A 24,398-nucleotide genomic window follows, 5' to 3' on the forward strand; every position below is an offset into this window, starting at 1 on the left:
GCAACCCGCACACACCCGTATGGATATCACCGTTCAGGAACTCCGCGAACGCCTCGAAAAAGGCGAAACTCTCAACCTCATCGACGTTCGGGAGCCCAACGAATATGAAGCCGACAACATCGGTGCCACCCTCATTCCCCTGGGCGAACTGCCGTACCGTATCGACGAACTCGACGGTTTGCAGGATGAAGAAGTGATCGTGCATTGCCGTTCGGGAGCCCGATCGGCCCGTGCCCAGCAGTTTCTGGAAGAAAACGGCTTCAACAATGTTCGCAATGTAACTGGCGGCATGCTCGCTTATCGGGCCTAGTAACTAACTAAAAGGTCTTGGGCCAAGTTGGCGTCTTTCCCTGATCGTGGGAGAGACGCCTTTTTTATTGGTAAAAGGAAGTTGGCCGACGTAGTATTGCCTGCCAATGACGGGCTGGTACCACTGTATCACTTTTAGTCCATCTAGATAGAGATTTTGTCAAACGTTAGAGTAATTCGTAGTAATCTACGTACCTGATAATACCGTACATACAGCAAAACTGGTAGTTCAGTACAAGAAAGAACACTCACTCAACGATGACCTATTCGTTTACTTTACACACCATCAGGCAATGAAACGGCAGCTTTGTCCGGCTGCTAATCAATTGGTTGTTATCGCTCTGCTCTGCTTAGTCAGTGCATCGGGATGGGCGCAGCGCATTAATGCCATCGCCTTCGACAAGCTACCGCAGGATTACCAGCTTTACCCCCGAAACGCGCAAAGTGAAGCGCAGATACCTATTTCAGGCCGTGTCACTGAAGCCGGCTGGCAATACGTTTCTGTTCAGGTGTTCAGAAATAAACAAGCCGTTGGGTATAAGCGGGTGGCCATCAGCTACACGGGCGGCACCGGTCGCTTTACGGTTGAACCGATAACGATAAAAGCGGAAAAGGCTGAGTATGCTATCAACCTGTACCTCGGTAAAGACAATGATTCGGTAAACGTCGTGAATCGCACCAACCTGGTGGCTGGCGATGTGTATGTGCTTACCGGTCAGTCCAATGCGTCTGCTTTTTTTCGGGAGACGCGCACGAACGAGTACTGCCGCACGTTTGGCAAGACCACGGGCACGTATGGCGTTGAACCGTATAACCCGGCTGATACAAGCTGGGCGCTGTCGAATCAAACGTTGCTAACCCAGGATGTAGGTACGTTGGGGTTTGAGTTTCAGCAACTTGTTCTGGAGAAATACGGTATACCAACCTGCCTGATCAACGCTGCATTCCACTGGTCGATGATGGTGCACCATGCCACCCGTACCGCCGATAACCCCGCTGATCTGACTAATGGATACGGTCGAATGTTATACCGGTTGCAGAAAGGAGGTCTGGATAAGTCCGTTAAAGCATTGATATACAGGCAGGGAGAGTCGGAAGCGTATGGCGAAGGAGTGAATTGGGGCGGCTACTTCGATATCTTCTACAAAAACCTAAAAACGGATCTGCCCTCCATCCGGCAATTCTACGTGTATCAGATCGATATCATTGACCCTGCCGTTGAGGCCGCCCCCATGATTCGCGAAACGCAACGGGCACTGGTTGATAAATACCCTGATATTCAGGTAGTGCCCTCAGTCGGAACCGCCGGTTTCGACGGGTTACATTATTCTGACGAAGGCTATATACAGAACGCACAGGAACTGACCCGATTGATCGGGCGCGATTTTTACAACTCGGCAGATACCGACAACATCAACGCGCCCAATAGTCGGCGCGTCGATTTCTCGAAAGGTGATCGCAGCGAGATTACGGTGCAATTCAACACCGACCAAGAACTTGTCTGGACGGAACAATTCGAGAACCTGTTGTTAAAAGATCACTTCTACCTTGACGGACGCAGTGGCGAAGTAACGGCTGGTCGGGTACTTCGTAACCGGGTCATTCTGACGTTGAAAGGCCCAACAACAGCGACCAAGCTGACGTACCTGCCACCCAAAAATGATCCCATAAGTCCCGGAGTTCCGTACAGGGGGCCGTACATCACCAACAAGCGTGGCATGCGGGCACTGTCATTTTTTGAACTGCCCATTGGCGCGCCTATCGTGATACGACAATTGCAAACGCCGGTGATGACGTCGGCAGTAGCGTCGCTGAACTACATTCGGCTGAGCTGGAATGGAATACCTGACGCCACCGCGTATCAACTGGAATTGAAGGACCCAAAACTGGGTACGTTCGGCAGTTTAACCCAGGTTTCTGCCGGCACGCTGACCTATCTGGCCGAACGCCTTGCCGAGCAAACAACCTACACGTTTCGCATCAAGGCGCTGGGAGTAGATACAGAATCGGACTGGTATCAGATCAATGTAACAACCCCGGCGTCGCCCCAAATGCCTGTGTTGCAGGCTGCTGCTACGTTTGCCAATGTGGTGTCGCTATCATGGCAACCCGTACCAACTGCGCTTGGATACGTTATCGAACGTCGGTTGGGCGCTGAGACAACGTTCAAGTCACTAACTACCGTTGCCGCCGATAAACTTGCCTATACAGATAATCTGTTGAGTGATAATAACACGTGCATGTATCGAATAAAGGCAACGGGGGTTTACGGCGATTCCCCCTTCGCTACTGCCAGCGTACAGACACCGGCTTTTCTGGCGTCGCCGGAGCTTGTTGTTAACGTGCTCTACAACAATGCCCTGACTGTTAGCTGGAAGCCCGTGCCCAACGCGACAACGTATCAGGTAGCGCGAAAGGTAACCGACGGCGCGTATCAGAATCTGGGTACGTTCGGGTCGGCAGCAACAGCGATCAAAGACACTAACCTGCTGATCGGAACCACGTACACGTACCGGATCAAAGCCATTGGTGATCGGACAGAATCGCCTTTCGTCAGTGTAGACGCCGCCACGCCCAGCTTGCTGGTCACCCCGACTATTGCCCTGACCGTAGTGTATAATAACGCTATCAGGCTGGGCTGGTCGGCTGTTCCCGATGCCATACGGTATCAGGTAGACCGGAAAGCCGCCAACCAGGATTACCAGCGCGTAGGTACGTTCGAGGCTGGTGCAGTGGCATTTAGCGATACCACCCTGCAACCGGGTACAACCTACACCTACCGGTTGAAGGCGTTTGGCCGCTTTTCTGAATCGCCTGTTGCCGTGGTCGATGGGCAGACGCCCGCCGCATTGGCCTCTCCCACTATGTCATTATCAGTCGTTTATAACAATTCGCTGCAAGTAAACTGGACAACTGTCCCCAATGCTACCGCCTACCTGGTTGAGCGACTTGACTCTGGGCAGCGTTATCGGGAGGTGGGTACGTTTAAAGCGAATGTGGTCGCCGTCAACGACACCAGCTTAACGCCTGGTTCGGGGTACATATACCGTATCAGGGCGCTGGGCGATAGAACAAGTTCACCGGTTGTAAGCGCAAGCGCCGTTACGCCCGATTGGCTTAATTCACCCGATTTGCTGGTTACGCCAACGTCGTTCGATGTGATGAGTCTGTCCTGGAAAGCTGTTCCTAATGCCACGTATTATGTACTGAAACGGAAAGCACCAGATGCCGATACGGCTGAAACTACCGTCCGGATTGAGGCCTGGCAGAGCCAGTATAGGGATGACAAACTGACGCCAAGCACCCTTTACCAGTATACCCTGACGGCTTACGGCGATAAAACGCAGTCGAAACCCAGTCTGGCGGCGGGCACTACCCTTGTTCTGTTGGCTGTCAATCAGGAGCCGGCCATTACAATGAGCTTGTGGCCTAATCCCGCGCCCGCAGGGCAGGTGTCGCTGCGGTTTTCGGGTCTTGCCAGTGGTACGTTACAGATAATCGATTTGCGCGGTGTTGTTCAGACCGAGCAGGAACTGGCTCAGGTTACTCAGGTCCCCTTGTCGTTAACGGGCTATCCGACAGGCGTTTACATCGTTCGCCTCAGACGGGCTACAGACGTGGTTACGCAGAAGCTCCTCATCAATTGACCGCCACCTGACCAGTAATCAGTCTTCATTGATAACTGACAGGATTCCGCCAGTTTGGTCCGGGCTGAACCAGTGAAACTGATTCTGGTGGCGGAACCAGGTAAGTTGGCGCTTGGCATACCGGCGCGAGTTACGCTTGAGCAAGTCAACCATCGTGTCGTAATCGTATTCACCATCCAGATAAGGAAATACCTCTTTGTAGCCCACCGTTTGCAGGGCTGGTGTGTGGCGATAGGGCAGTAAGCTGCGAACCTCGTCAACCAGTCCACTGGCCAGCATTCTGTCCATGCGCTGGTCGATGCGGTCATATAGCTCTTCGCGTGGCCGTTGCAAGGCAATCAGTTTAGTAGCGAAAGGCCGCTCGACGGATGACCGCCGCCTGAACCAGGAGTAGGGCTTTCCGGTGGTCAGACAAACTTCCAGTGCCCGCATAACTCGCTGTGTGTTGTTCAGATCGGCCAGGGCCGCATAGTCTGGGTCGAGCTCGAGTAGCTGAGCCTGAAGTGCGGATATGCCTTCTACGTCAAACTGCTGTTGTAACTGACGGCGTAATGTAGCGTCGCCTTCCGGCATGTCGTCCAGCCCTTTCAACACCGCGTTGATATACAGCCCGGTGCCACCCGTCAAGATGACTGTGTCGCGTGTGTCAAACAAATTGTTCAGTAATACCAACGCTTCGCGTTCGTACTGCCCCGCGCTGATAGGGTCTGTTACACTGTGCGAATTGATAAAATAATGAGGTACGTTGTCTAATTCCGCCGCCGACGGTTTGGCTGTGCCGATGGTTAACTCGCGATATAATTGTCTGGAATCGGCTGAAATAACAACCGTATCGAGTTGTTTAGCCAACCAAACACAGAGCTGTGTTTTTCCTACAGCCGTGGGGCCGGCAATGACAATAACAGTCTTACTTTTGGAAGAAATCATTCGCTAATAAAATCAACTACTAAGCTACCTGCTTCAGGGAGAAATCCAGCCCAGGATAAATTTTTCGAAAAAATATATTTATAATGCAGATTTAATATAGTATTAAAAGACGCTACATTCAAATTGCATATGTGTTGTGAATCAGGGGAGTAAATGTTTGGAACTCTCAGTTGTATGAGGTATTATTCATGCTTACTTTTGAACATTCCAGATTCGATCAACCCGTAGGACCGTCACAAAATATTCATTTTTTATTAATGAATGTGTAAATTTGGAAACATACCTCTACTTTTAAATCATCTTCTACTTACAAATAAGGCATTAGCTAACTTGGCTGTTAGTTTCTGTACGACCAAAATGAACGAAAGAATTCAACCGGAATTAATGGCCGAAGAAGAACGGCTTGTTGTGAAAAAAGCATTGGAGGTCGTATGCGGTAAATGGCGTTTATTTATTCTGTTGCACCTGGGCCAGAAAGTTCGCCGTTACAGCGAATTACGTCGACTACTTCCCGATGTGAGCGAGAAAGTACTGATTCAGGAATTAAAAACTCTGGTTCAGTTAGGCGTACTGGAGAAGCAATCGTATAACGAAGTGCCTCCTCGTGTCGAATACCGGCTTTCAGAGCGCGGCCTGACTGTGTTGCCTATCCTGCTTCAGATAAAAGACATCGGACGTCATTTTTTGCCAGCTCAGTAGGCTAAAATCGTCGCACAAAAAACCTCGCCAACAGAGCTGTTGACGGGGTTTTTGCATAAATACCAGTGACGAAACAGGGTTAGACGACACCGCCCATCCAGCGTTTCAACGGTTTAGTGAAGAGCAGCATAAGTAGGCCGGCACCCAGGCCAAAGTAGGCTACGCTCTGGAAGAGTTGTGGCATCTGGGCCACATTTTCCTCATCGAACCCACCCGCAAACAGACCGGCGATGAGGTTACCCAGCGACGTACCTACAAACCAGATGCCCATGAGTTGGCTGGTGTACCGCTTGGGAGCTAGTTTAGTGAAAGCACTCAAGCCTACAGGGCTCAGGAACAGTTCGCCAAGGGTGAAGAACAGGTACGTAAACGTCAGGTACAAGGGCGACGTACGTACACCTGTCAGGGCAACTTTGGCGGCAACGACCATGATAAAGTAAGCCAGCCCCAGGAGAATAAGTCCGGTTGCCAGTTTAGCGGGTGCCGGGTAATCTATTTTCCGGTTTGCCAGAAAGACCCACAAGATGGCTAGTAGTGGCGAAAAGCTTAGGATAAAGGCTGGATTGAAGTTCTGAAACCAGCTTGATGGCAGTTCCCAGCCAAAGAAATTCAGGTTAGTATACCGTTCTGCGAAGATTTGTAAGGATGAACCTTGCTGTTCATTACCAGCCCAGTAAAAGGCTGCGGCAAGAAAGAATACGAAGAGCACGGCGACTCGCTTTTTCTCCTCGGTAGTTAAGCCGCCAGCCACCAGGATGAAGATGAAATAGCTCACGGCGATCAGGGATATAATGGTGCCCATCGCTTTTGCCAGGCCAATGGCCGTTGTTAAGTCCAGTACGTGAGTAAGTTGCAACGTACCCAGTAAGCTGACCACCACAAAGAGAAAGGCGATCAACGGCCGGTTTCCGCCCGATTTTGCCACCGTTTTTTCGGGGCGTACAGGTACGTTTCCCAGGTGACCCAGGTGTTTATGCCCCAGCGTTCGGAAGGTGATCAGGCCTAAGCCCATGCCCACGGCGGCGGCGCCAAACCCATAATGCCAGCCCACCTTCTGCCCTAAATAGCCCACGGTTGTGATACCCAGCAACGAACCGAGGTTGATGCCCATGTAAAAGATCGAGAAGGCTGCGTCGCGCCGGGCACCACCTTCGGGGTAAAGTTCGCCCACAATTGAACTGATGTTGGGCTTGAGCAACCCCGTGCCGATGGCTACCACCGCCAGGCCCATGTAAAAAATTGCCGTACCAGCCGGAAAGGCCAGAATGATGTGCCCGAGCATGATGATGATGCCCCCGTACCAGATCGACTTTCGTTGACCCAGGATATTGTCAGCCACCCAGCCACCGGGCAATGAGAGCAGATAGACCGATGACGTATATAGACCGTAGATCGCTGCGCCTTCAACTTCGTTGAGGCCCATGCCGCCCCGAACATTGTCGATCAGAAAGAGCAGCAGAATGGCCCTCATGCCATAATAACTGAAGCGCTCCCACATTTCGGTGAAAAACAGCACGTAGAGGCCCGTCGAATGGCCGGTTTGAGTGGGGGGAGCAGGCGTTGTTACGTTCATGCAAGAGAAAAAAGCAGCCTATTCAACTGCCGATAGAATACGAGTTTGTTGATTTTACCCCCGAATATACTAAACAACTCCGTTACTGAACCTCGGCCAGGATGTAGGCCTTGAGCGTACTGGCGCGGGTGGCCGGGTTCAGGAATGTACCTGTCAACTGGCTGACGTGGTAATACGGAAAGGTGGCCAGCCGACGTACCTGAAAGCCATGCTGAGTGAGCGAGTCGGCATAAGGAGCAGTCGTTAACACCTGCACAGGGCCTTTTCGGACGGCTTGCCGAAGGGTAGAATCGGCGTAGATATAGTGCGTAGGCTGGTGGGTATAGTACTCATACGACCAGGAGCTTTCGCCGTACGTGTCGCCCCCGTAGAACCAGGTTGTGCGTTGCAGTGCCGGGCGGGTATTGGCATAGTCGGCAGCGACCATCCCGGCCTGATACTGCATGATCGATGGGTAGAGAAACAGGTTGATCAGCCCGCCGATAATGACCATCAGCCCAACCATGCGGCCAGTCAGCGTGGCTATCGGGCTACCAAAGAGCGGGTTATACCGCCAGAATACCACGATGGTGACCAGGGTAATCAGCGCAATCCAGAGTAGCCCGGAGAGCAGCCGTTCGGGTTGGTAGAGAACCAGCACACCCGTCACGAACGTACCCACCAGCACAGCAATTACAGTTTGGGCTATCGTCCAGCGGCGCAGGGCCGTAGCCGATAGCTGACTGAGGTAATGGGCCGCCAATACCGCATAAAAGGGGAAAACTATGTTGAGGTAGTGTGGCAGTTGAAAGCGGGAGGCCGAGAAGAGAACAAACAATGACACGCCCGCGCCCAGGGATAGGTACTCGGGTAAATGGCGGTCACTCTGTTCGGGTTGTCGGCGAACTAAACCGCCAATAGCCCGCCCCGCAGCGGTATAGACCAGAAAGGCCCACGGTAACAGCGCCCAAAGGAGCGTATGCGTAAAGAAAAACGGATCGCCGCTACCACGCAGGGGGCCATTGTTTAGAAAGCGGCCCATCTGGCTGTCCCAGAAGAAAAAACGCAGTCCCGACGTACCTGGCTGCCCATATACGATCTTTTCGGGATGCGCGTCGAATTGCTGATAGAGCGCATAAAGTTCGGGCGATACAAACAGGGCGGTGAGCAGCGCAGCCAGCAGCCAGCGCGGGTGCCATAGCTCCTTCCACTGATTGGTGAAGGCGCAATGGGCCACCAAACCAGCTCCTACCGAAGCAATCGGAACAACGGGGCCTTTTGTCATCATGGCGCAGGCCGTCAGCAGCGACCCCAACACCAGATGATACCACTTGCCGCCCTGAACCACACGCATGAAGTGATAGGCGGGACCGATGATGAATAACGTAAGAAAAGGCTCGGCCCGCACATCGGTGTTCGACAGGATAACGTGGTAGGCCGTACCAAAAATCAGGGTGGCTACCTGCGCTACCACTTTCGGGTAATTGAGCCGGGCAAACTGGTAGGTGTAAAACAGGCTTCCGCAGAAACAAAACAGGGCGGGCAATTTATACGCTGCCGTTGTTACGCCCAGGAGCTTCATGAATAACACGTTCAGCAGAAACGGCAGGCGGGGTTTGTCGAGCCATTCTACTTCGCAGGAATACAGGTTGATATAGTCGCCGGTCAGAAACATACGCTTGGCCACGGTGGCGTACAACCCATTGTCGGGTTCCATAATGGGCAGGCAAAGGGCCGTAAAATTGATCGCCACAACCGCAGTCAGCAGGGCGTAGAACAGGCGGTTGGCAAGTGGGGAAGGGGTAAGCATGGGGTAAAATTAATCTGGAAAGTCGATGTGCGTTACTGAGGCCAGGGCTGGAAAGGCGTTAATCATCTATAAAAAGACTATAGAGGCTAAGGACTAGTAACGCACATCGACTTTCCAGACTAATTTTACTGCATGCAAACCGCGAAACTTCTTATCGTTGATGATGACCCCGATGTACTGCTGGCGGCCAAGCTGCTCCTGAAACGGCATATCGGTCAGGTCGACATTGAAAAGAATCCCGATAAGCTTCCTTTCCTGCTGGGAAATACCCGTTATGATGCCATTCTGCTCGATATGAACTTCACGCGGGATGTGAGTTCGGGCAAGGAAGGCTTCGACTGGCTCGATCGGATTCTGGACGCCGACCCAACGGCCAGGGTCGTCTTGTTCACGGCATATGGCGATGTAGAAATGGCCGTTCGCGCTATCAAGGCCGGAGCCGTTGATTTTGTGCTCAAGCCGTGGGAAAACAGCAAACTTGTCGATGTCATTAAAACGGCTATTGCTGGTAAACAGGACGATGCCGACAATACTGCCGGTACTAAAAAGAGCGCCTCGGGCAATACCGCATCGGCGGACCGATTCATAGCCCAAAGCGCGGCCATGCGGCAAATCGCCGAAACCATCGAACGTGTAGCGCCTACCGACGCGAATATTCTCATTCTGGGCGAAAACGGCACGGGTAAAGATGTGCTGGCCCGCGAGATTCACCGGCTCTCGAACCGTCGCGATAAACCGTTCGTCTGCGCTGATCTGGGCGCGTTGCCCGAAAGCCTGTTCGAAAGTGAATTGTTCGGTCACGTGCGTGGAGCCTTCACCGATGCCCGCGACGACCGGGCCGGGCGCTTTGAAGAAGCGCAGGGAGGCACCATTTTTCTGGATGAAATTGGGAACGTAGGGCTGGCGCAACAGGCCCGACTACTCACCGTATTGCAACAGCGGCAGATAACGCGGGTAGGCAGCAACAAACCCCGGAACGTGGATGTACGGCTGGTTTGCGCCACCAATGCCGATCTCACCGCCCGCGTCATGGACCGTTCGTTCCGGCAGGATCTGCTGTACCGGATCAATACCATTGAACTGCACATTCCGCCGCTTCGCCAGCGCCCCGACGATATCGGGCCATTGGCCGAGCATTTTCTGCGTATTTACCGCAAACAATACAACCGGCCGGTGGGGCAGATCAGTCCCGAACTCCTGAAACATTTGAAGCAATACGCCTGGCCGGGTAATGTGCGCGAACTGCAACACGCCATTGAACGGGCCGTGATTCTGGCCCGTGGAAACACCCTGACGCCCGATGATTTCTTTTTCGGTTCGTCGCCGGCGGCCATGCAGAATGGGGGAGGGCTCCCCGGAAGCGACACCCTCCAGATCGAAGACATGGAGCGTCGCATGATTCAGCAGGCCATGCAAAAACACGGCGGTAATATCACCGACGTGGCCCGCGAACTGGGCCTTTCGCGCCAGGCGCTCTATCGGCGTATGGAGAAATATGGATTATAAAAAGTTTACCGTTTTCTGTTTACCGTTTTCAGTTACGCTGCTACGTAACCATAACGTACCTGGGCAGCGCAACTGAAAATGGTAAACAGAAGACGGTAAACTCTGGAAAATGAATCACTTCGCATGGGGTATTGGTTGGCGAATGGCACTGTTGGGGCTCCTGGCAGGCACAATGGTCTATATTGGACCTGCTAGCCGCTTCATGCCGTTGCTGATCGTCACAAGCCTGATACTGCTCCTGGTGGCGGTGAATTTATATCAATACGTGACGGGCGTTAACCGCAAGCTCACCTATTTTCTGGAGTCGGTCCGGTACTCTGATTTCGCCATCAGCTTCAACGCCGACAGTAAACTTGGCCCCTCCTTTGCGCAGTTGAATCAGCAGTTCAATGAGGTGCTGGAGGCGTTCAGGCAGGCGCGGGCCGAAAAAGAAGCCAACCTGCAATACCTGAACACGATCGTACAGCACGTGAGTGTTGGTCTGCTGGCGTTCGACGCCGCCGGACAGGTTGAACTGGTAAACCAGGCGGCGTTGCGGCTGCTGGATACGTACCGGCTCCGCCTGCTGACCGACCTGGCCGAGCAACACCCTGACCTGCCTACGCGGCTTACTGGTCCCGACCGGCAGGCCGCGTTCGCCTACACGACCGTCAGCGGCAACGACCTGGCTATTCGCACCACCGACGTTCGGCTGCGGGGACGTTTGGTCACGCTGGTTTCGTTGCAGAACATCCGCTCTGAGCTTCAGCAGAAAGAAGTAGACGCCTGGCAAAACCTGACCAAGGTACTACGCCATGAGATTATGAACTCAGTAACGCCACTGGTCTCGCTAACGGGCACCATGCAGGCTATTCTTGAACATGATATCGCGGCCAACCTGCCCCCACTCGATACTACACCAGGAGCCAGTTTACCGGTTCTGCCCAACGCGGCTGTCGTTCACGAGGCGGTCGGTGATCTGGGTGATGCACTGAACACCATTGCGCAGCGCGGCGAAGGGATTATGCGGTTTGTCGATGCCTACCGCAACTTTACCACTATTCCTGCCCCCCGGGTGGGGGTTCTGGCTGTGCAGACACTCATGCAGCGCGTGGCCGGACTGGTGCGTCCCGAATTCGACGGCCGACAGATAATTATGACGGTTATATCCCCTCCTGATTCGCTGCCCATTCTGGCCGATGAAGCGCAACTGGAAATGATTTTGCTCAATCTGCTCAAGAATGCCGGTGAAGCCCTCGAAAAAACCGTCAATCCTCACATCCGTTTTGAAGCCCTGCTCGATGGGACCAAGCCCGTCATTGAGGTGGCTGATAATGGGCCTGGCATTGAACCCGAAGCACTGGACCAGATTTTTATTCCGTTTTTTACTACCAAAAAAACAGGCTCTGGCATCGGTTTAAGCCTCTCGCGGCAAATGATGCAGCAGATGGGTGGGCAACTCACCGTCAGCACTGAGGTTGGCAAAGGCAGCACATTTCGGCTTTTATTCTAAACCTTTTCGCCGCAAACCCGTCTATACAGCAGGTATGGCCGGAAGGCTGCCGAACCATTCTATTAAAATTCTGTTATGGATTGCACAGATGGGGTAATTTGTCGAATATTGCCCTCGTTTTACCAAGACATGAACCAGCTCGTCTACATACAGGCCTCTTGCCACATGACGCCCTATCGGTTCAGGTCCGCGAGGACCCTATAACGATGTCCTGCCTACGTAGCAGGCCACTTTCGCACCCCCTCTCTTTATCTCAACTTTTCACATCCATCCGGATAAAAACGTCTCCGTTTGAGGCCGCCGCCGACCGTTGAGGTCGGGCGTTCAATAAATGACGATGATCACGCAAGAAGTAATCAACGACCAGTACATCATTCAGGTAGCCAGCGAGGTTCACCTCAATCTGGCTGACACCATCTGTAAAGAGATGGAAAATAGCGCGAAGGCCCGGGGAACCGGCATCGCCAAACGCTCGCCGCTTTACCTGATGCAGAAAATGCTGGAAGGAAAGGCCATTGTTGCTCAAACACTGGGCGGCGAATGGGTGGGCTTCTGCTATGTCGAAACCTGGGACCACGGTAAATTCGTGGCCAACTCAGGCCTGATCGTGCACCCCGACCACCGCAAAAGCGGCGTAGCTACCCACATTAAGCACAAAGCGTTTGAGTTATCGCGTACGCGTTACCCGGATGCCAAAATCATTGGGCTCACTACTAGTCTTGCTGTGATGAAGATCAACAGCGATCTGGGGTACCAGCCCGTGACGCTCAGCCAGTTGCCCGGTGATGAAGCCTTCTGGAAAGGCTGCCAAACCTGCGTTAACTACGACATTCTGACGCGCACCGAGCGGAAGCATTGCCTGTGTACAGGTATGCTTTACGACCCCGAAGAGAAGAAAGACGAGAAGAAAGCCCCCTGGGATTTCATCAAAGACTCAAAATTATACGAACGCTGGCAGCGGCTGAAAGAGCGTGTGCTGCTTCGTTTTCAGGAACGCCCACGCCCTGCTCCCAAGAAAGTGGAGCGCGAACTGGAAGCAGCCTAACGCTACCCACACAGGTACGTTACTGATGATTGACCAGATACGTCTGGCCACTTATCAGTAACGTACCTGTGCTGCTTTTACCCATACAGGTAGCTACCGTACGTCCTGCTTTTTCGCGGAGGGTTGGGTCGTATGCCCCGTAGCACCGATATTTGCACACTCATCAACAAATCAGTTAATTTCTGATTGGCCGCTTCTGTACTAGCAGACAGAGTCGCTATGGATCGCCAGGTCGGAACCCGATGAGATGAGCGTTAATTTTCTTGATAAATGGCTGACAAACAAAAAGTTGTATTGGCGTTTAGTGGAGGTCTCGATACCTCTTTCTGTGTAAAATACCTTACCGAAGATCGGGGCATGGATGTGTACTCGGTACTGGTCGATACAGGCGGTTTCTCGGCCGATGAACTCGCGGCCATCGAGGCGCGGGCTTATTCGCTGGGCGTTGTATCGCATGCTGTCGTATCAAAAACCGACGACTATTATCAGGAATGCCTGAAGTTCCTGGTATTCGGTAACGTTCTGAAAAACAATACGTATCCACTCTGCGTATCGGCCGAACGTATTTTTCAGGCCATTGCCGCTGCTGAATATGCCCGTGAGATAGGTGCCTCGGCTATTGCCCACGGGTCAACCGGGGCGGGTAATGATCAGGTACGTTTCGATATGGCCTTCCGGATCATTATTCCTGAAGCTGAAATCATTACGCCTATCCGTGATTTGCGCCTGTCGCGCGAGGCTGAAATTGAGTACCTGAAAAACAAAGGCGTTAATCAGGAGTGGCACAAAGCGGCGTATTCAATCAATAAAGGATTGTGGGGCACGTCGGTTGGTGGTAAAGAGACATTAACCTCCAACGGCTATCTGCCCGAATCAGCGTGGCCCACACCTGTTACTAAAACGGGCGAAGAGGTCATTACCCTTACGTTTGCTCATGGTGAGTTGAGGGGTATTAAAAGCAACGCGTACGGCAACGAAACGTTTGCCAATCCGGTAGGGGCCATTCAACGGCTGACCGAACTGGCGGGACCGTATGGCATTGGGCGCGATATTCACGTGGGTGATACCATCATCGGTATTAAAGGCCGGGTTGGTTTCGAAGCACCCGCGCCGCTGATCATTATCAAAGCGCACCACACCCTGGAAAAGCACGTACTGACCAAACACCAACTAACCTGGAAAGAGCAGTTGGGGAATTTTTATGGTACCATGCTGCATGAAGGCCAGTTTATGGACCCTGTGATGCGTAACATCGAAACATTCCTGGCCGACACGCAGGGGCACGTATCCGGGCAGGTGCATGTTCAACTCGCGCCCTATCGGTTCACGGTGCTGGGCATCGAATCGTCGTATGATCTGATGTCGTCGACGTTTGGCTCATACGGTGAAATGAACAATGCCTGGACGGGCGACGATGTGCGGGGCTTCTCGAAAGTGGCCTCGAATCAGGTGATGATTTACGAAAAGGTGAAAGCCGGAAATTAAGTTTGTAATCAGTGGGCTTTGCTCTTATTAAGTGGTCATTGATAGTCATTTCTTGTTTTTTGCGATTAGTGACTAGCAATGACCACTTAATGACGACAAAGCCCAGTGATAACAACCTCCCACCACATCATTCATTACTGCTTTGGACATCGTCTTTGATGCCAGTTTGTTAGGCATAGGTCATTTTCACCCCCAGGCGCGAACGGGGGTGAATCGGGTTGCCGAACACTTGGTGCGAGGTTTAGCCGACTCTCCCGACCTGACGCTGTCACTGGCGGCTCCCACTCATCTGAGCGAAACGCTCCGCTGGGTCGACGATGTGCTGCCAGCCTACAACCTGCCCTTCGCCAACCGAACTGGCGAATTGAAGCTGGCCGAGTGGGAGAAAAACCTGCTGCGAAACATGGATACGCACAGTTACATGTCCAAAGCACTCCGTTACATACTGTATAAAGGGCGGCGGGCCGTCGGTCTCGATTCGTCGAAAATTGTGCTCGATCGGTATCCAGCCAGGACGATCTATCACTCTCCTTTTTTTGCTATTCCCAATAATGTAGGGAGTGATCGTCGCATTCAAAAGGTACTGACGGTCAATGATATGATTCCGATTCACCACCCTGAATGGTTCCTCTCGGGCGAGCAGGCGGTGCACCATGCTATTCGTACCCTCTCTAATGATGCCCATGTGATCACCATTTCAGAGGCGACTAAAAACGACTTCTGCGAATACACCGGGTTTGATCCAGCGCGTGTTATGCCGATCTATCTGGCTGCTTCGCGGCGGTTGTTTTACCCCGTAACTGACCCCGAACGGATGCATATGACGCAGGCGCGGTACGGACTTCATGAAGAGCCTTATCTGTTAAGTATTGCCACGCTTGAACCACGCAAGAACATTCGGCATCTGGTGCAGTGCTTTGCCCGGCTGGTCTCTGAAAACGCAGTCCCAATCGAATTGAAATTGGTGCTGGTGGGTACAAAAGGCTGGAAAATGGATGAGTGGCTCAGCGAAATCAGAGCTAGCGAGCAACTGATCTCCCGCCTTATATTCACTGGATACGTACCTGACGAAGATCTGGCCGCCCTCTATAGTGGAGCAACGGCTTTTCTTTTTCCGTCGCTTTATGAAGGGTTTGGATTACCGCCGCTTGAGGCCATGCAGTGTGGCCTACCGGTGATCACCTCGAATGTATCGTCGCTGCCTGAAGTGGTGGGCGATGCGGCCATTCTGGTATCGCCCACCGATGCCGACGCGCTTTGTCAGGCTATCATCCAGGTGATTAATTCAGACGAGTTACAGCAGCAACTCCGGGCGAATGCGCTTCGACGGGCGAAATTGTTTTCCTGGGAAAAATTTACCCGTCAACACATTGACTTGTACCGTAATTTATCAACCTCATGACAATTCAAGTAGGCATCATCGGTGGTGCGGGCTATACAGGTGGGGAACTTCTCCGCATTCTGATCAATCATCCGTTCGTTTCCATCGCCTTTGTTCATAGTCAGAGTCAGGCAGGAAAGCCTGTTTGGAGTACGCATACCGATTTGCTGGGCGATACTGATCTGACGTTTAGCGGCGGAGCAACACAGCCGCTGGTTCAGCAGGACGAACTGGACGTCCTGTTTCTGTGCTCGGGACATGGGCAATCGGCCAAATTCCTGGCTGATAATGAGGTGGCTGAACATGTTACAATCATTGACCTCAGTACTGATTTCCGCGACGAGACAAACGAGTTCATTTATGGCCTGCCCGAACTACAGCGCGAACGGATCCAACAAGCCGATCGAATTGCCAATCCCGGCTGTTTTGCCACGGCCATTCAACTGACCCTGTTGCCACTGGCCAGCGCCGGGCGGTTGCTCGATGCGGTACATATCAGTGCCGTAACAGGAAGCACGGGAGCCGGTCAGGCACTGGTTCCGACTACTGGTTTTACCTGGCGCAACAATAACCTGTCTGTTTATAAGGCGTTTACGCATCAGCACCTGGCCGAAATCAGGCAGAGTTTAACGTACCTGCAACCGGATTTTGGCGAGGCCATCAACTTCATTCCGTACCGGGGTGATTTCACGCGGGGTATTATGGCGAATGTGTATACGCCCTTCTCAGGTACGTTGCCCGACGCCCTTCAACTCTACCGCGATTATTACGCTGCTCATCCGTTTACGCACGTTAGTGAAACGCCCGTTGACCTGAAGCAAGTAGTCAATACCAACAAAGCGTTGCTAAGCCTGGAGGTTCACGACGGGCAGTTGCTGATTACGAGTGTAATCGACAACCTCACCAAGGGAGCGTCGGGTCAGGCGGTTCAAAACATGAACCTTGTCGTCGGCTTACCCGAAGACACAGGACTTCGGCTGAAGCCGGTTGCGTTTTAGAAAACGTAACACGGACTTCAGTCCGTTTTTAACAAAAAACGGACTGAAGTCCGTGTTACCATGTATGCACAAGTACCTGCCGTTTTTCTTCGGTCCACAGGCTGATTATTACACCAGTGTTGCCGATGATCTGGATGAAGGTAAAACCCGGTTCAACGAAGGGGCCTTCTTCTTCGGGATGTTCTGGATGGCCTACCGCAAAATGTACGGGCATGCGGCCATTACGTTTGCGCTGATTATGGCTGAGAGTATGCTGGAAGACAGGCTTATTCCGCAGTTAAGCAAAACGTTTGCCTATTCACTGATCTCAAACCTGCTGATTGCCAGCGTGATCGGCTTTATCGGTAACCGCCTGTACATTGATTTTGCCCGAAAGCGCGTGGATAAACTGACTGGCCATACGCGCTCATACACCATCCCGGACCAGGATGTGATTGTCCAATTGCGACAACAGGGGGGCGTTTCCTGGGTTGGGCCGTTCGTGCTGCTGCTGCTGTTTGTCTGTTTAACCGCCACTCTTTTCTACCTGACCATGTAGCGGCGCTTCTCAGTTTATCGCCACAGCTTTCTTCCGGGGTATAAGCCTGGCAGACAGGTAGCGCATGAGGGGTTTCTCGATCAGGCGATGGGTGAGGATGCTCAGGTACGTTACCACGATGATCAGCGCGAAACAGGCTAGCGGTACACCAACGGCTGAATAGGTAGGAAAAACGCGCGTTAAAAGCCTGGTGAAGAGTAACAGCAAGGGTGTATGAATGAGGTAGATGAGGTACGATGCGTCGCCGGTACGAACGATCCACTGCGGTAACCTGGGGCGGCGCAGGTGTTCATACGCCAGAACGGCTATCAAAATAAGCATACTCGCAACGCCGTAGTGAAGCAGGCGCTCACCAAAAAACTCATTGGGCGTATCGCCAAAACTATACAGCCAGACTAGGCCCAATGCAGCGGCTCCGATGCCTTCCCACTTCACGATCGTATGGTGTAGAAAGCCGTAACCTGCCAGCGCACCCAGGGCAAACTCAGCATTGAGTGGGTTGAACCAGAAATAAGCCCAGATTGAGGTCTGGCCGTCGACATACAGTTGTCTGGTCAGGGCCATGTAGATACAGCCAACCAGGAAAAACGCGGGAATTACCCACAATTTTCGCGAGATGATCAGACAGGCGAAAAGCAGGTAAAAGAATAGTTCGTGGCTAAGGCTCCAGCTTACAATGTTCAGGGCGTGGTGATGCGGGGTGAGCAGTATCGTGTCTAGTCCTGGCCAGCGATTGGTAATTACTTTACCGACCCCGTTGGGCCGTAGCAACAGGCTAACGCCCATGAGCAGGGTCATGATGGCGATGGTGAGCCAATAAATCGGATATACCCGGATAGCCCGTTTGGTAAGGTAGGTACGTAGCGTTTCCGGCCGGCCGATATACGCCTGACTAGTGTACACAATCACAAATCCACTGATAACGAAAAAGAAGTCTACACCGGCGAATCCCCGCTCAAATACGCCAAACCATAATGCCTCACCATACGTACCATCAATAAACTGGGTCAGGTGGAAAGCCACTACTACCAGCGCTGCCACACCCCGCACGGCCTGAATGGTCTGCAACTGTTGCCGGGCAGGCATGTCTGCTGCAAGAATGGGCTCGGATAGGGAGGCAGGCTGTTTAACTGAGGACATAGACTATTGACTGAATCGATCTGTAAGGAGCGAGACGATAACGGACAGAAGTGAACGCTTGGTTCATGAGGTGGCAACCGACGTCTTCGCCGGATGCCGGTTTAGAACCAATTGGTAAGCATTGAGCAATTGATCTGCTACAACCTGAATATCATATCGTTGCCGTACCAGTGCCTGCCCTGTTGTGCGTATCTGCTCCCGGTAGCTGCTGTCATGCAGTACTTTTTCGAGACTGGCCAACACACTTTCTGGCGTGAGGTCGGTAAGGCAGGCTGCTCCGGTTTCACGAATCACTTCGCCAAAACCAACCCGGTCAGAGACAATGGTTGGCGTGCCAGCGGCCATTGCTTCCAGAACGGCCATTGAAAATCCTTCTGAATAAGAGGGAAGCACAAACACGTTGGCGTCGGCGAGGGCGGCTTTTTTGTCGTCGTCCATAAGCATGCCAACCAGCTTAACGCGATCTGCCAGGTTATTTTCCCGGATAAAGGCTTCGGTTGTGGCCTGATACCCATCGTCGGGGCCGGCCAGTACCAACAGCGCATCAGGGTGACGGGCTGCATACTGCCTGAAAGCAGGAAGCAGGAGATCGAGGCCTTTTTTGATGTTCAGGCGGCTCATGAACAAAATCAACGGCTGACTGGCTGGAATACCGTGCTGCTGCCGGAACGTACCTGGCGGGGGCAACGTCTCGAAATCGGCCATTGGAATTCCATTGGGAATAATAACCACGTTTGGATGCTGATGGCCCAGATACCGCATTAAATCGCCTTGCTCATCGGTGTTGTTGATCTGAATCAGGTCGGCGCGGTTGAGCAGGCGTTTTTGCAGCACAATCGTCAGCAGTTTCTTTTTCCAGTAACTATGCCGAACGGCCCATTTATCGAGCAGGCCGTGAATGGTTATCACTTTCTTTACCGACCTATCGAGCAGAAAAGGAGCGAGACTTCCAAAATGCCAGATACCGTGGCAATGCACAATGTCGTATTCGTGAATATGGGCTTTAAGGTATTGGTACAGTGGAGCCGAATATTCCCGGAACACACGGCTGATTGGCGGAGTGCGCAACACCGGAATTACCCGAACGCCTTCCGGTGCCGGATAGAGGTCATCGCCAGGCGACATAGGGCTAAGAATATCGACCTGATGGCCCCGCTGAATGGCAACACCCGCATGATCGTAGATGATCCGGGCAGGCCCGCCAATGGCCCAGGTATACGCACAGATATTCAGAATTCGCATGACAATAGTAGTCGGGGGTAAGCTGTTAAGGTTAATGTTTCGAGCGTTGAACCAGGGCATCGTACATGGCTTTCCCCACGGTATCCGGGTTGAATGTATCCACGATTCGGATCGATTCGGCACCCATTCTGGCCAAATCAGTGGCGGGCAAACGCAGCAGGCTGCCAATCCGGTCGGCTAGCTCACCGGGCTGGTTTGGGTCGAATTGGTAGCCGTTCAGCCCATCCTGCACCAAATCGTCGACGCAGCCACAGCGGTCAGATACAAGCACAGGTAGTCCACAAGCCATCGCCTCGTTGACGACCAGGCCCCAGGGCTCCGACTGGCTGGGCAGGACCAACGTATCGGCGAGGGCTAAAAAACGGGGTACTTCCTGCCAGTTGCAGCCGGGTAGAAAGCGGACTTTTCCAGTTATTCCCAACGCATCGACCTGTTGCTGGAGGGTGGCTTTTTGCTCGCCTTCGCCCAGTAAAATTAGTCCCCAATTGGCCGTTGGATTAGCCTGGCAGGCATCGTTAAACGCGCTGATCAGGGCCGTCAGGTTCTTTATAGCAATCAACCGCCCAACGTAGATCAGGTTCATTGGGGCTATTTGATGGGCCTTCTGTTCCTGTTCCCGATTGGGTAAAGCCGCCTTGTACGTTTCGCGCAGCAACGTATTGTCGACTACAGCGTTATTCCGAACCAGTATACGTGAAGGGGTTGCCCCAAGCTGCACTAGGTAGTCGGCAGCACGGGTGCCAAAGCAGAAATAACCGTCGCATAGTTTCACAAAGGCCCGTTTGATCTGCTCGCGCCAGCCTGTTCGTGCACTATCCAGACTGGTCGACTCGCTTTGCAGTACCACCCGGCATCCTTTCGCTTTCAGGATCAGACCGAGCAGCAACTGAGCCGGATCGTAGTAGCCCGTTAACAGGACCACGTCGGGTTTGAACGCCAGACCGTGCTTGAGTAAACCACGAATCCGGCTGGGCAGCGGCACCGCTTCCAAGGGTCCATCATGCAGCAGCGTAAATGGATACCCAACCGCTGAGGCATCAGGCACGCCAAGCCCTTCGCGATGGCCTTCGGTCAAGGCGATCTGAATGACCAGCATGGCATCGGAGGTCGACATCTGTTCAGCTAATTTTCTGAATAGAAGCGACTTATAATGCGCCCAGAGGGTGTTATGAATAACCAGTAACCGCATAAGGACTTACGCGGGTTGTAGGGTTGGCGGCAGTTCCTCCTGATCGATTGGCAGCGCCGTATCGACGTACCCAGGCGTCAGGTCGGGGGCATAGTAAACGCCAAGGAAACGGGCAAACAGACAGAGCGGATGCAGCGTCGCCATTTCGTAGGGTCTACCACTGGTAAAATAGCTGACCAGAAACAGGAAAAACAGGTAGGCACACAGAATTTCAATCTCGGTCTTGCCACTTTTATAGGCGATAGACAGCGATACTTTACCCAATTGATAAAAGATATATGCGTAGAGCAAAAAGCCGAAGATGCCCTGGTTGATAAGTGTTTCAAGCAGGGGTATATCCATGAAGAAATATTTATACCCGTAGCCCATTATTAACCCCAGCGGGTCACCAATGACCGCGTAGGTCACGTAGGTCCAGCTTAGAACCCGGTTTACCGAAGAACCGTCAAATTCGGCCAGATCGCCCTTATCGGTTTCGGCTCCCAGCAGGGCCAGAATGTTCTGGCTGAAACGGCCAAAAATCATATCGCCATACAGGGTAATAATGTCCCAGATTTCGGGCCGCACAATGATCAACGCGATAAACCCGAGAAAAGGCATCGAGATGACAATCAGAGAGATAGGGCTGGTGAGCGACTTTAGGATTTTCTGGGGGGAGGTATGCCTGAAGTTTGCTGCCGCAAAAATAAACACCGCCACTAGGGTTGATAAAATGGCTGATTTACTGAAGGTCAACATCAGGATAATGATGTTGAAGATAACCAGCGAGATACCCATGAAGCGAAGGAAAAACGACTGATTCGGGCGATTTCCCCACATCAGGCAACAGAGCAGGCCTATCTGGGCGTTACGGGCAAATACGTGTGGGTTACCCATTTTTTCGCCCGGCGGGCCAAACTGAATAGCCGCCCGCTGACCCAACGTCCAGTCGGGGTCGGTGAGGAGCGAGTAGACCAGCGCAAGGTTGGATACCAGCGTAAAAAAAACACCGACGACGACAATCTGCGTCGTTATTTCATTGGGTACGTTAACGAGCAGCAGCAGAAAGAGGATGACAAATAAGTAATAGACCAGATCACGGCTCCGGTCTGCCATCGCAGTGGCATTGAACATGAATGAATATAAAACGCACATCAAAACAAAGGCGAGTAGCGCATTGAATACAGGTACGTTGGGGGAATAGAGCTTTCGGAGGGCCGTGGTCGGCAACATCATCAACAGACCAATCGATATAAAACCTGCCGTGAAAATGGACGATTCGATGGGAATGCCAACGGTTTCTTTCAGAAAAAAGCCCAGTGGATAGCCATCCAGAACGACGAAAATGCCCACGCACATACGAATCAGGGCCCATTTGTGCAGAAACTTACTCATTGTGTTGAGGTAGAGTTAGTCGGTGATAGATATAACGAAACTGACCGCGAGCTAGAAACCAAAGCAATTTACGCAGGCGGCTGTAGCGTCGCCATAGGTTTCCGCTCAACCGGCTTGTTAACTGCGGCTGATAGCGTTCACTCACCTGTTTGTGCTCGGCCAGCCCCACTGTTGCCGCAATCTGCGACGACTTTGCCTCGGGCTGAATACGGAAGCCTCCCCAAAAGCCAGGTACGTGCCTGAAGCGAACGTCGGGCCGGACACCCAGCCGGGTCACGATCTCGTAATCCATCACGAAGCGAAGCGTTTCATCGAGCCAGCCGGTTTCGGCCAGTAGCGACCGACGGATGAACAACGATTGATTGAATACCTGCATGCCTTCGTGCACCTGGCAGCCCGCGCTAAACGAAGGCACACGCAGCTCTTCCAGAATAACGTCCTGCTCGTCGATGATGTACATGTCGCCGAAGAAAACATCGGTATCGGGCGATTTTTTCCAGGCTTCGGCTACGTGCCAGAGCGCGTCGGGGGCAAACACATCATCCGAATTCTGGTAGGCTACATAATCGCCGGTAGCGCGCCGAAATCCTTTATTAATAGCGTCGGTCTGGCCGTTGTCTTTCTCCATGACCCAGGCGGTCAGGTAGTTGCTGTACTTTTCCAGAATAGCCCGTGTACCATCTGTTGAGCCACCATCAATGACGAAGAACTCCAGGTTGGGATACTGCTGGTTCAACACGCTCAGAATGGTTCGTTCGAGGTACTCTGCCTGATTGTATGAAGGCGTAACAATCGTCAGCTTCGGCAATCCTGCCTGGGAACCCAACAGCCCGGATGAGCCGGACGGCTGCGGGGTGGCTGTCACGAATTCACGAAGTGATTGGCGGTGTCTCTCGCGTAGCGATGGAATAGGCACAGGGTACGGTAAGTCGGTGTAGAACGGTGAGTAGATTCAGCTTAATTGCCGGTATAGATTCTGGGTTTTCGCGGCGGTTTTTTCCCACGAGAAATGACTGAGCCGCTGAGTGCCTTTGTGGCGCATTTCTTGCTTTAATGCGTTGTCGGTCAGTACTTTTTCTATGGTAGAAGCAATAGAGTCTGCCTCTTCCGGGTCGAAATAAACAGCGGCATCGGCCCCGACTTCAGGTAGCGAACTACGGTTGCTTAAAATGACGGGGCACCCTGCACTGAAGGCTTCCAGCACAGGAATGCCAAAGCCTTCGTTGAGCGATGGAAACACGAAGGCTTCGGCCTGATGGTACAGCTCATAAAGCGATAGATCAGTGATGGAGCGATAATGAACTCGCCGTTCAAAGCCAGATGCCTGGAACGCCTCTTTCTCGGCCGTAGTGAACGATCCACCACCTGCACAGATCAGATGGAGATCAGGGTGCTGACGAAGAACCGGCTGGATAGCCCGAAAGAAGCCGTCGAAATTCTTGTACAATCCCCGTTTTCCCACATACAGGAGGTACGGATGGGCACCCGGTACGGCAGGTACGTAGGCGCGTTGCCGACTAAATGCGGTGCCGAGGTGAATGACCTCTATTTTGTGTTCGTCGACGGGAAAGAATCGTAAAATCTCCTGTTTGGAAAATTCCGATACGGCAATGATCTTGTCGGCTCGGGCAAGCTGAATTTTCTTGGCGGCCGAGAGGTGCTCCCCTACATCGGGATACTGTTTACCGTAGCGTTCACTGGTGGCGTCGTGAAAGGTGACGACTAATGGCTTGTTGCCCAGATTCCGCAGGAAATAATTGTGGTAGTAGGTGGGGTGAAACACCGAATAATCGCCGGTACGTACCCGTTGGTTGCTATAGAGCCGATTAACCACCGAGGCAAGCCGGGCTACGTTACGCCAGTGGGACAATCCGTAGCGACGGTGCCTGCTGAAAGCGGCTTTGTCAAGGTATTCGTTATTCGAAAACTGAAGAGACAGCTCAAAATCGATGTCGTCACGGTCAGCGTAGGCCTGCATCAGTTCGTAAAAGTACCGGGTAACTCCCCCGTAGGTCATGCCCGTGAAGGCCTGATGGTCATACAGTACTTTCATCTGTTACTAAC

The 24,398-nt window shown here is 52.6% G+C and carries 20 protein-coding genes; 10 read left to right on the forward strand and 10 right to left on the reverse strand.

The features are described from left to right. Positions 1-19: 19 nt before the first annotated feature. Together ACFE8Q_RS25045 and ACFE8Q_RS25050 are read left to right on the forward strand one after the other, a co-directional pair. Entirely contained in the window at positions 20-310 is a 291-nt protein-coding gene (locus ACFE8Q_RS25045) for a rhodanese-like domain-containing protein (RefSeq protein WP_375448187.1), read from the forward strand. Positions 311-602: 292 nt separating this feature from the next. After that, on the forward strand, positions 603-3,956 hold the full coding sequence (locus tag ACFE8Q_RS25050; protein WP_375448188.1) for a sialate O-acetylesterase: 3,354 nt from the start codon (positions 603-605) through the stop codon (positions 3,954-3,956). Between the two features lie 18 nt (positions 3,957-3,974). Here ACFE8Q_RS25050 and miaA read toward each other — a convergent pair whose 3' ends face one another. After that, entirely contained in the window at positions 3,975-4,883 is a 909-nt protein-coding gene (gene miaA, locus ACFE8Q_RS25055) for a tRNA (adenosine(37)-N6)-dimethylallyltransferase MiaA (protein WP_375448189.1), read from the reverse strand. Positions 4,884-5,240: 357 nt separating this feature from the next. On the opposite strand from miaA, the gene ACFE8Q_RS25060 reads away from it, so the two are divergent. Then, on the forward strand, positions 5,241-5,582 hold the full coding sequence (locus tag ACFE8Q_RS25060; RefSeq protein WP_375448190.1) for a winged helix-turn-helix transcriptional regulator: 342 nt from the start codon (positions 5,241-5,243) through the stop codon (positions 5,580-5,582). 79 nt (positions 5,583-5,661) lie between these two features. Here the strand turns inward: ACFE8Q_RS25060 and ACFE8Q_RS25065 are convergent, their stop codons facing one another. After that, positions 5,662-7,155 (reverse strand): peptide MFS transporter, encoded by a 1,494-nt coding sequence (locus tag ACFE8Q_RS25065; protein ID WP_375448191.1) that lies wholly within the window; start codon positions 7,153-7,155, stop codon positions 5,662-5,664. Between the two features lie 82 nt (positions 7,156-7,237). Beyond that, positions 7,238-8,944, reverse strand: coding sequence for an ArnT family glycosyltransferase (locus tag ACFE8Q_RS25070; RefSeq protein ID WP_375448192.1), 1,707 nt, complete (start codon positions 8,942-8,944; stop codon positions 7,238-7,240). 132 nt (positions 8,945-9,076) lie between these two features. On the opposite strand from ACFE8Q_RS25070, the gene ACFE8Q_RS25075 reads away from it, so the two are divergent. From ACFE8Q_RS25075 to ACFE8Q_RS25085, 3 genes are all read left to right on the forward strand, one after another. Then, positions 9,077-10,450, forward strand: coding sequence for a sigma-54-dependent transcriptional regulator (locus ACFE8Q_RS25075; protein ID WP_375448193.1), 1,374 nt, complete (start codon positions 9,077-9,079; stop codon positions 10,448-10,450). A 109-nt stretch (positions 10,451-10,559) separates the two neighbouring features. Continuing rightward, on the forward strand, positions 10,560-11,942 hold the full coding sequence (locus ACFE8Q_RS25080) for a PAS domain-containing sensor histidine kinase (RefSeq protein WP_375448194.1): 1,383 nt from the start codon (positions 10,560-10,562) through the stop codon (positions 11,940-11,942). A gap of 337 nt (positions 11,943-12,279) precedes the next feature. Then, entirely contained in the window at positions 12,280-12,987 is a 708-nt protein-coding gene (locus tag ACFE8Q_RS25085) for a GNAT family N-acetyltransferase (RefSeq protein ID WP_375448195.1), read from the forward strand. A gap of 19 nt (positions 12,988-13,006) precedes the next feature. Here the strand turns inward: ACFE8Q_RS25085 and ACFE8Q_RS25090 are convergent, their stop codons facing one another. Then, complete coding sequence (locus ACFE8Q_RS25090; RefSeq protein ID WP_375448196.1) at positions 13,007-13,147, reverse strand: hypothetical protein; 141 nt, start codon at positions 13,145-13,147, stop codon at positions 13,007-13,009. Positions 13,148-13,257: 110 nt separating this feature from the next. On the opposite strand from ACFE8Q_RS25090, the gene ACFE8Q_RS25095 reads away from it, so the two are divergent. From ACFE8Q_RS25095 to ACFE8Q_RS25110, 4 genes are all read left to right on the forward strand, one after another. Next, entirely contained in the window at positions 13,258-14,472 is a 1,215-nt protein-coding gene (locus ACFE8Q_RS25095; protein ID WP_375448197.1) for an argininosuccinate synthase, read from the forward strand. 142 nt (positions 14,473-14,614) lie between these two features. Continuing rightward, positions 14,615-15,874 carry a glycosyltransferase family 4 protein gene (locus ACFE8Q_RS25100; RefSeq protein WP_375448198.1) on the forward strand — a complete coding sequence of 420 codons (1,260 nt, stop codon included), beginning with the start codon at positions 14,615-14,617 and terminating at the stop codon, positions 15,872-15,874. Beyond that, complete coding sequence (gene argC / locus ACFE8Q_RS25105; protein WP_375448199.1) at positions 15,871-16,851, forward strand: N-acetyl-gamma-glutamyl-phosphate reductase; 981 nt, start codon at positions 15,871-15,873, stop codon at positions 16,849-16,851. The genes ACFE8Q_RS25100 and argC overlap by 4 nt, the downstream gene beginning before the upstream one ends. 64 nt (positions 16,852-16,915) lie before the next feature. Then, positions 16,916-17,389, forward strand: coding sequence for a DUF2628 domain-containing protein (locus tag ACFE8Q_RS25110; protein ID WP_375448200.1), 474 nt, complete (start codon positions 16,916-16,918; stop codon positions 17,387-17,389). Between the two features lie 9 nt (positions 17,390-17,398). Here ACFE8Q_RS25110 and ACFE8Q_RS25115 read toward each other — a convergent pair whose 3' ends face one another. From ACFE8Q_RS25115 to ACFE8Q_RS25140, 6 genes are all read right to left on the reverse strand, one after another. Next, complete coding sequence (locus ACFE8Q_RS25115) at positions 17,399-18,529, reverse strand: acyltransferase family protein (protein ID WP_375448201.1); 1,131 nt, start codon at positions 18,527-18,529, stop codon at positions 17,399-17,401. Positions 18,530-18,592: 63 nt separating this feature from the next. Further along, on the reverse strand, positions 18,593-19,771 hold the full coding sequence (locus ACFE8Q_RS25120) for a glycosyltransferase (RefSeq protein WP_375448202.1): 1,179 nt from the start codon (positions 19,769-19,771) through the stop codon (positions 18,593-18,595). Positions 19,772-19,802: 31 nt separating this feature from the next. Then, on the reverse strand, positions 19,803-20,960 hold the full coding sequence (locus ACFE8Q_RS25125) for a glycosyltransferase family 4 protein (protein WP_375448203.1): 1,158 nt from the start codon (positions 20,958-20,960) through the stop codon (positions 19,803-19,805). Positions 20,961-20,966: 6 nt separating this feature from the next. Beyond that, entirely contained in the window at positions 20,967-22,334 is a 1,368-nt protein-coding gene (locus ACFE8Q_RS25130; RefSeq protein WP_375448204.1) for a hypothetical protein, read from the reverse strand. Further along, positions 22,327-23,250: a glycosyltransferase family 2 protein gene (locus ACFE8Q_RS25135; protein WP_375448205.1), complete on the reverse strand. Its 924-nt coding sequence runs from the start codon at positions 23,248-23,250 to the stop codon at positions 22,327-22,329. Before ACFE8Q_RS25135 ends, ACFE8Q_RS25130 begins: the two co-directional genes overlap by 8 nt. A gap of 36 nt (positions 23,251-23,286) precedes the next feature. Beyond that, a complete protein-coding gene (locus ACFE8Q_RS25140) occupies positions 23,287-24,387 on the reverse strand; it encodes a glycosyltransferase family 4 protein (protein ID WP_375448206.1) in 1,101 nt (366 codons plus the stop codon). Positions 24,388-24,398: the final 11 nt, after the last annotated feature.

This window comes from uncultured Fibrella sp. (assembly GCF_964250085.1).
Taxonomy (GTDB): Bacteria; Bacteroidota; Bacteroidia; order Cytophagales; family Spirosomataceae; genus Fibrella.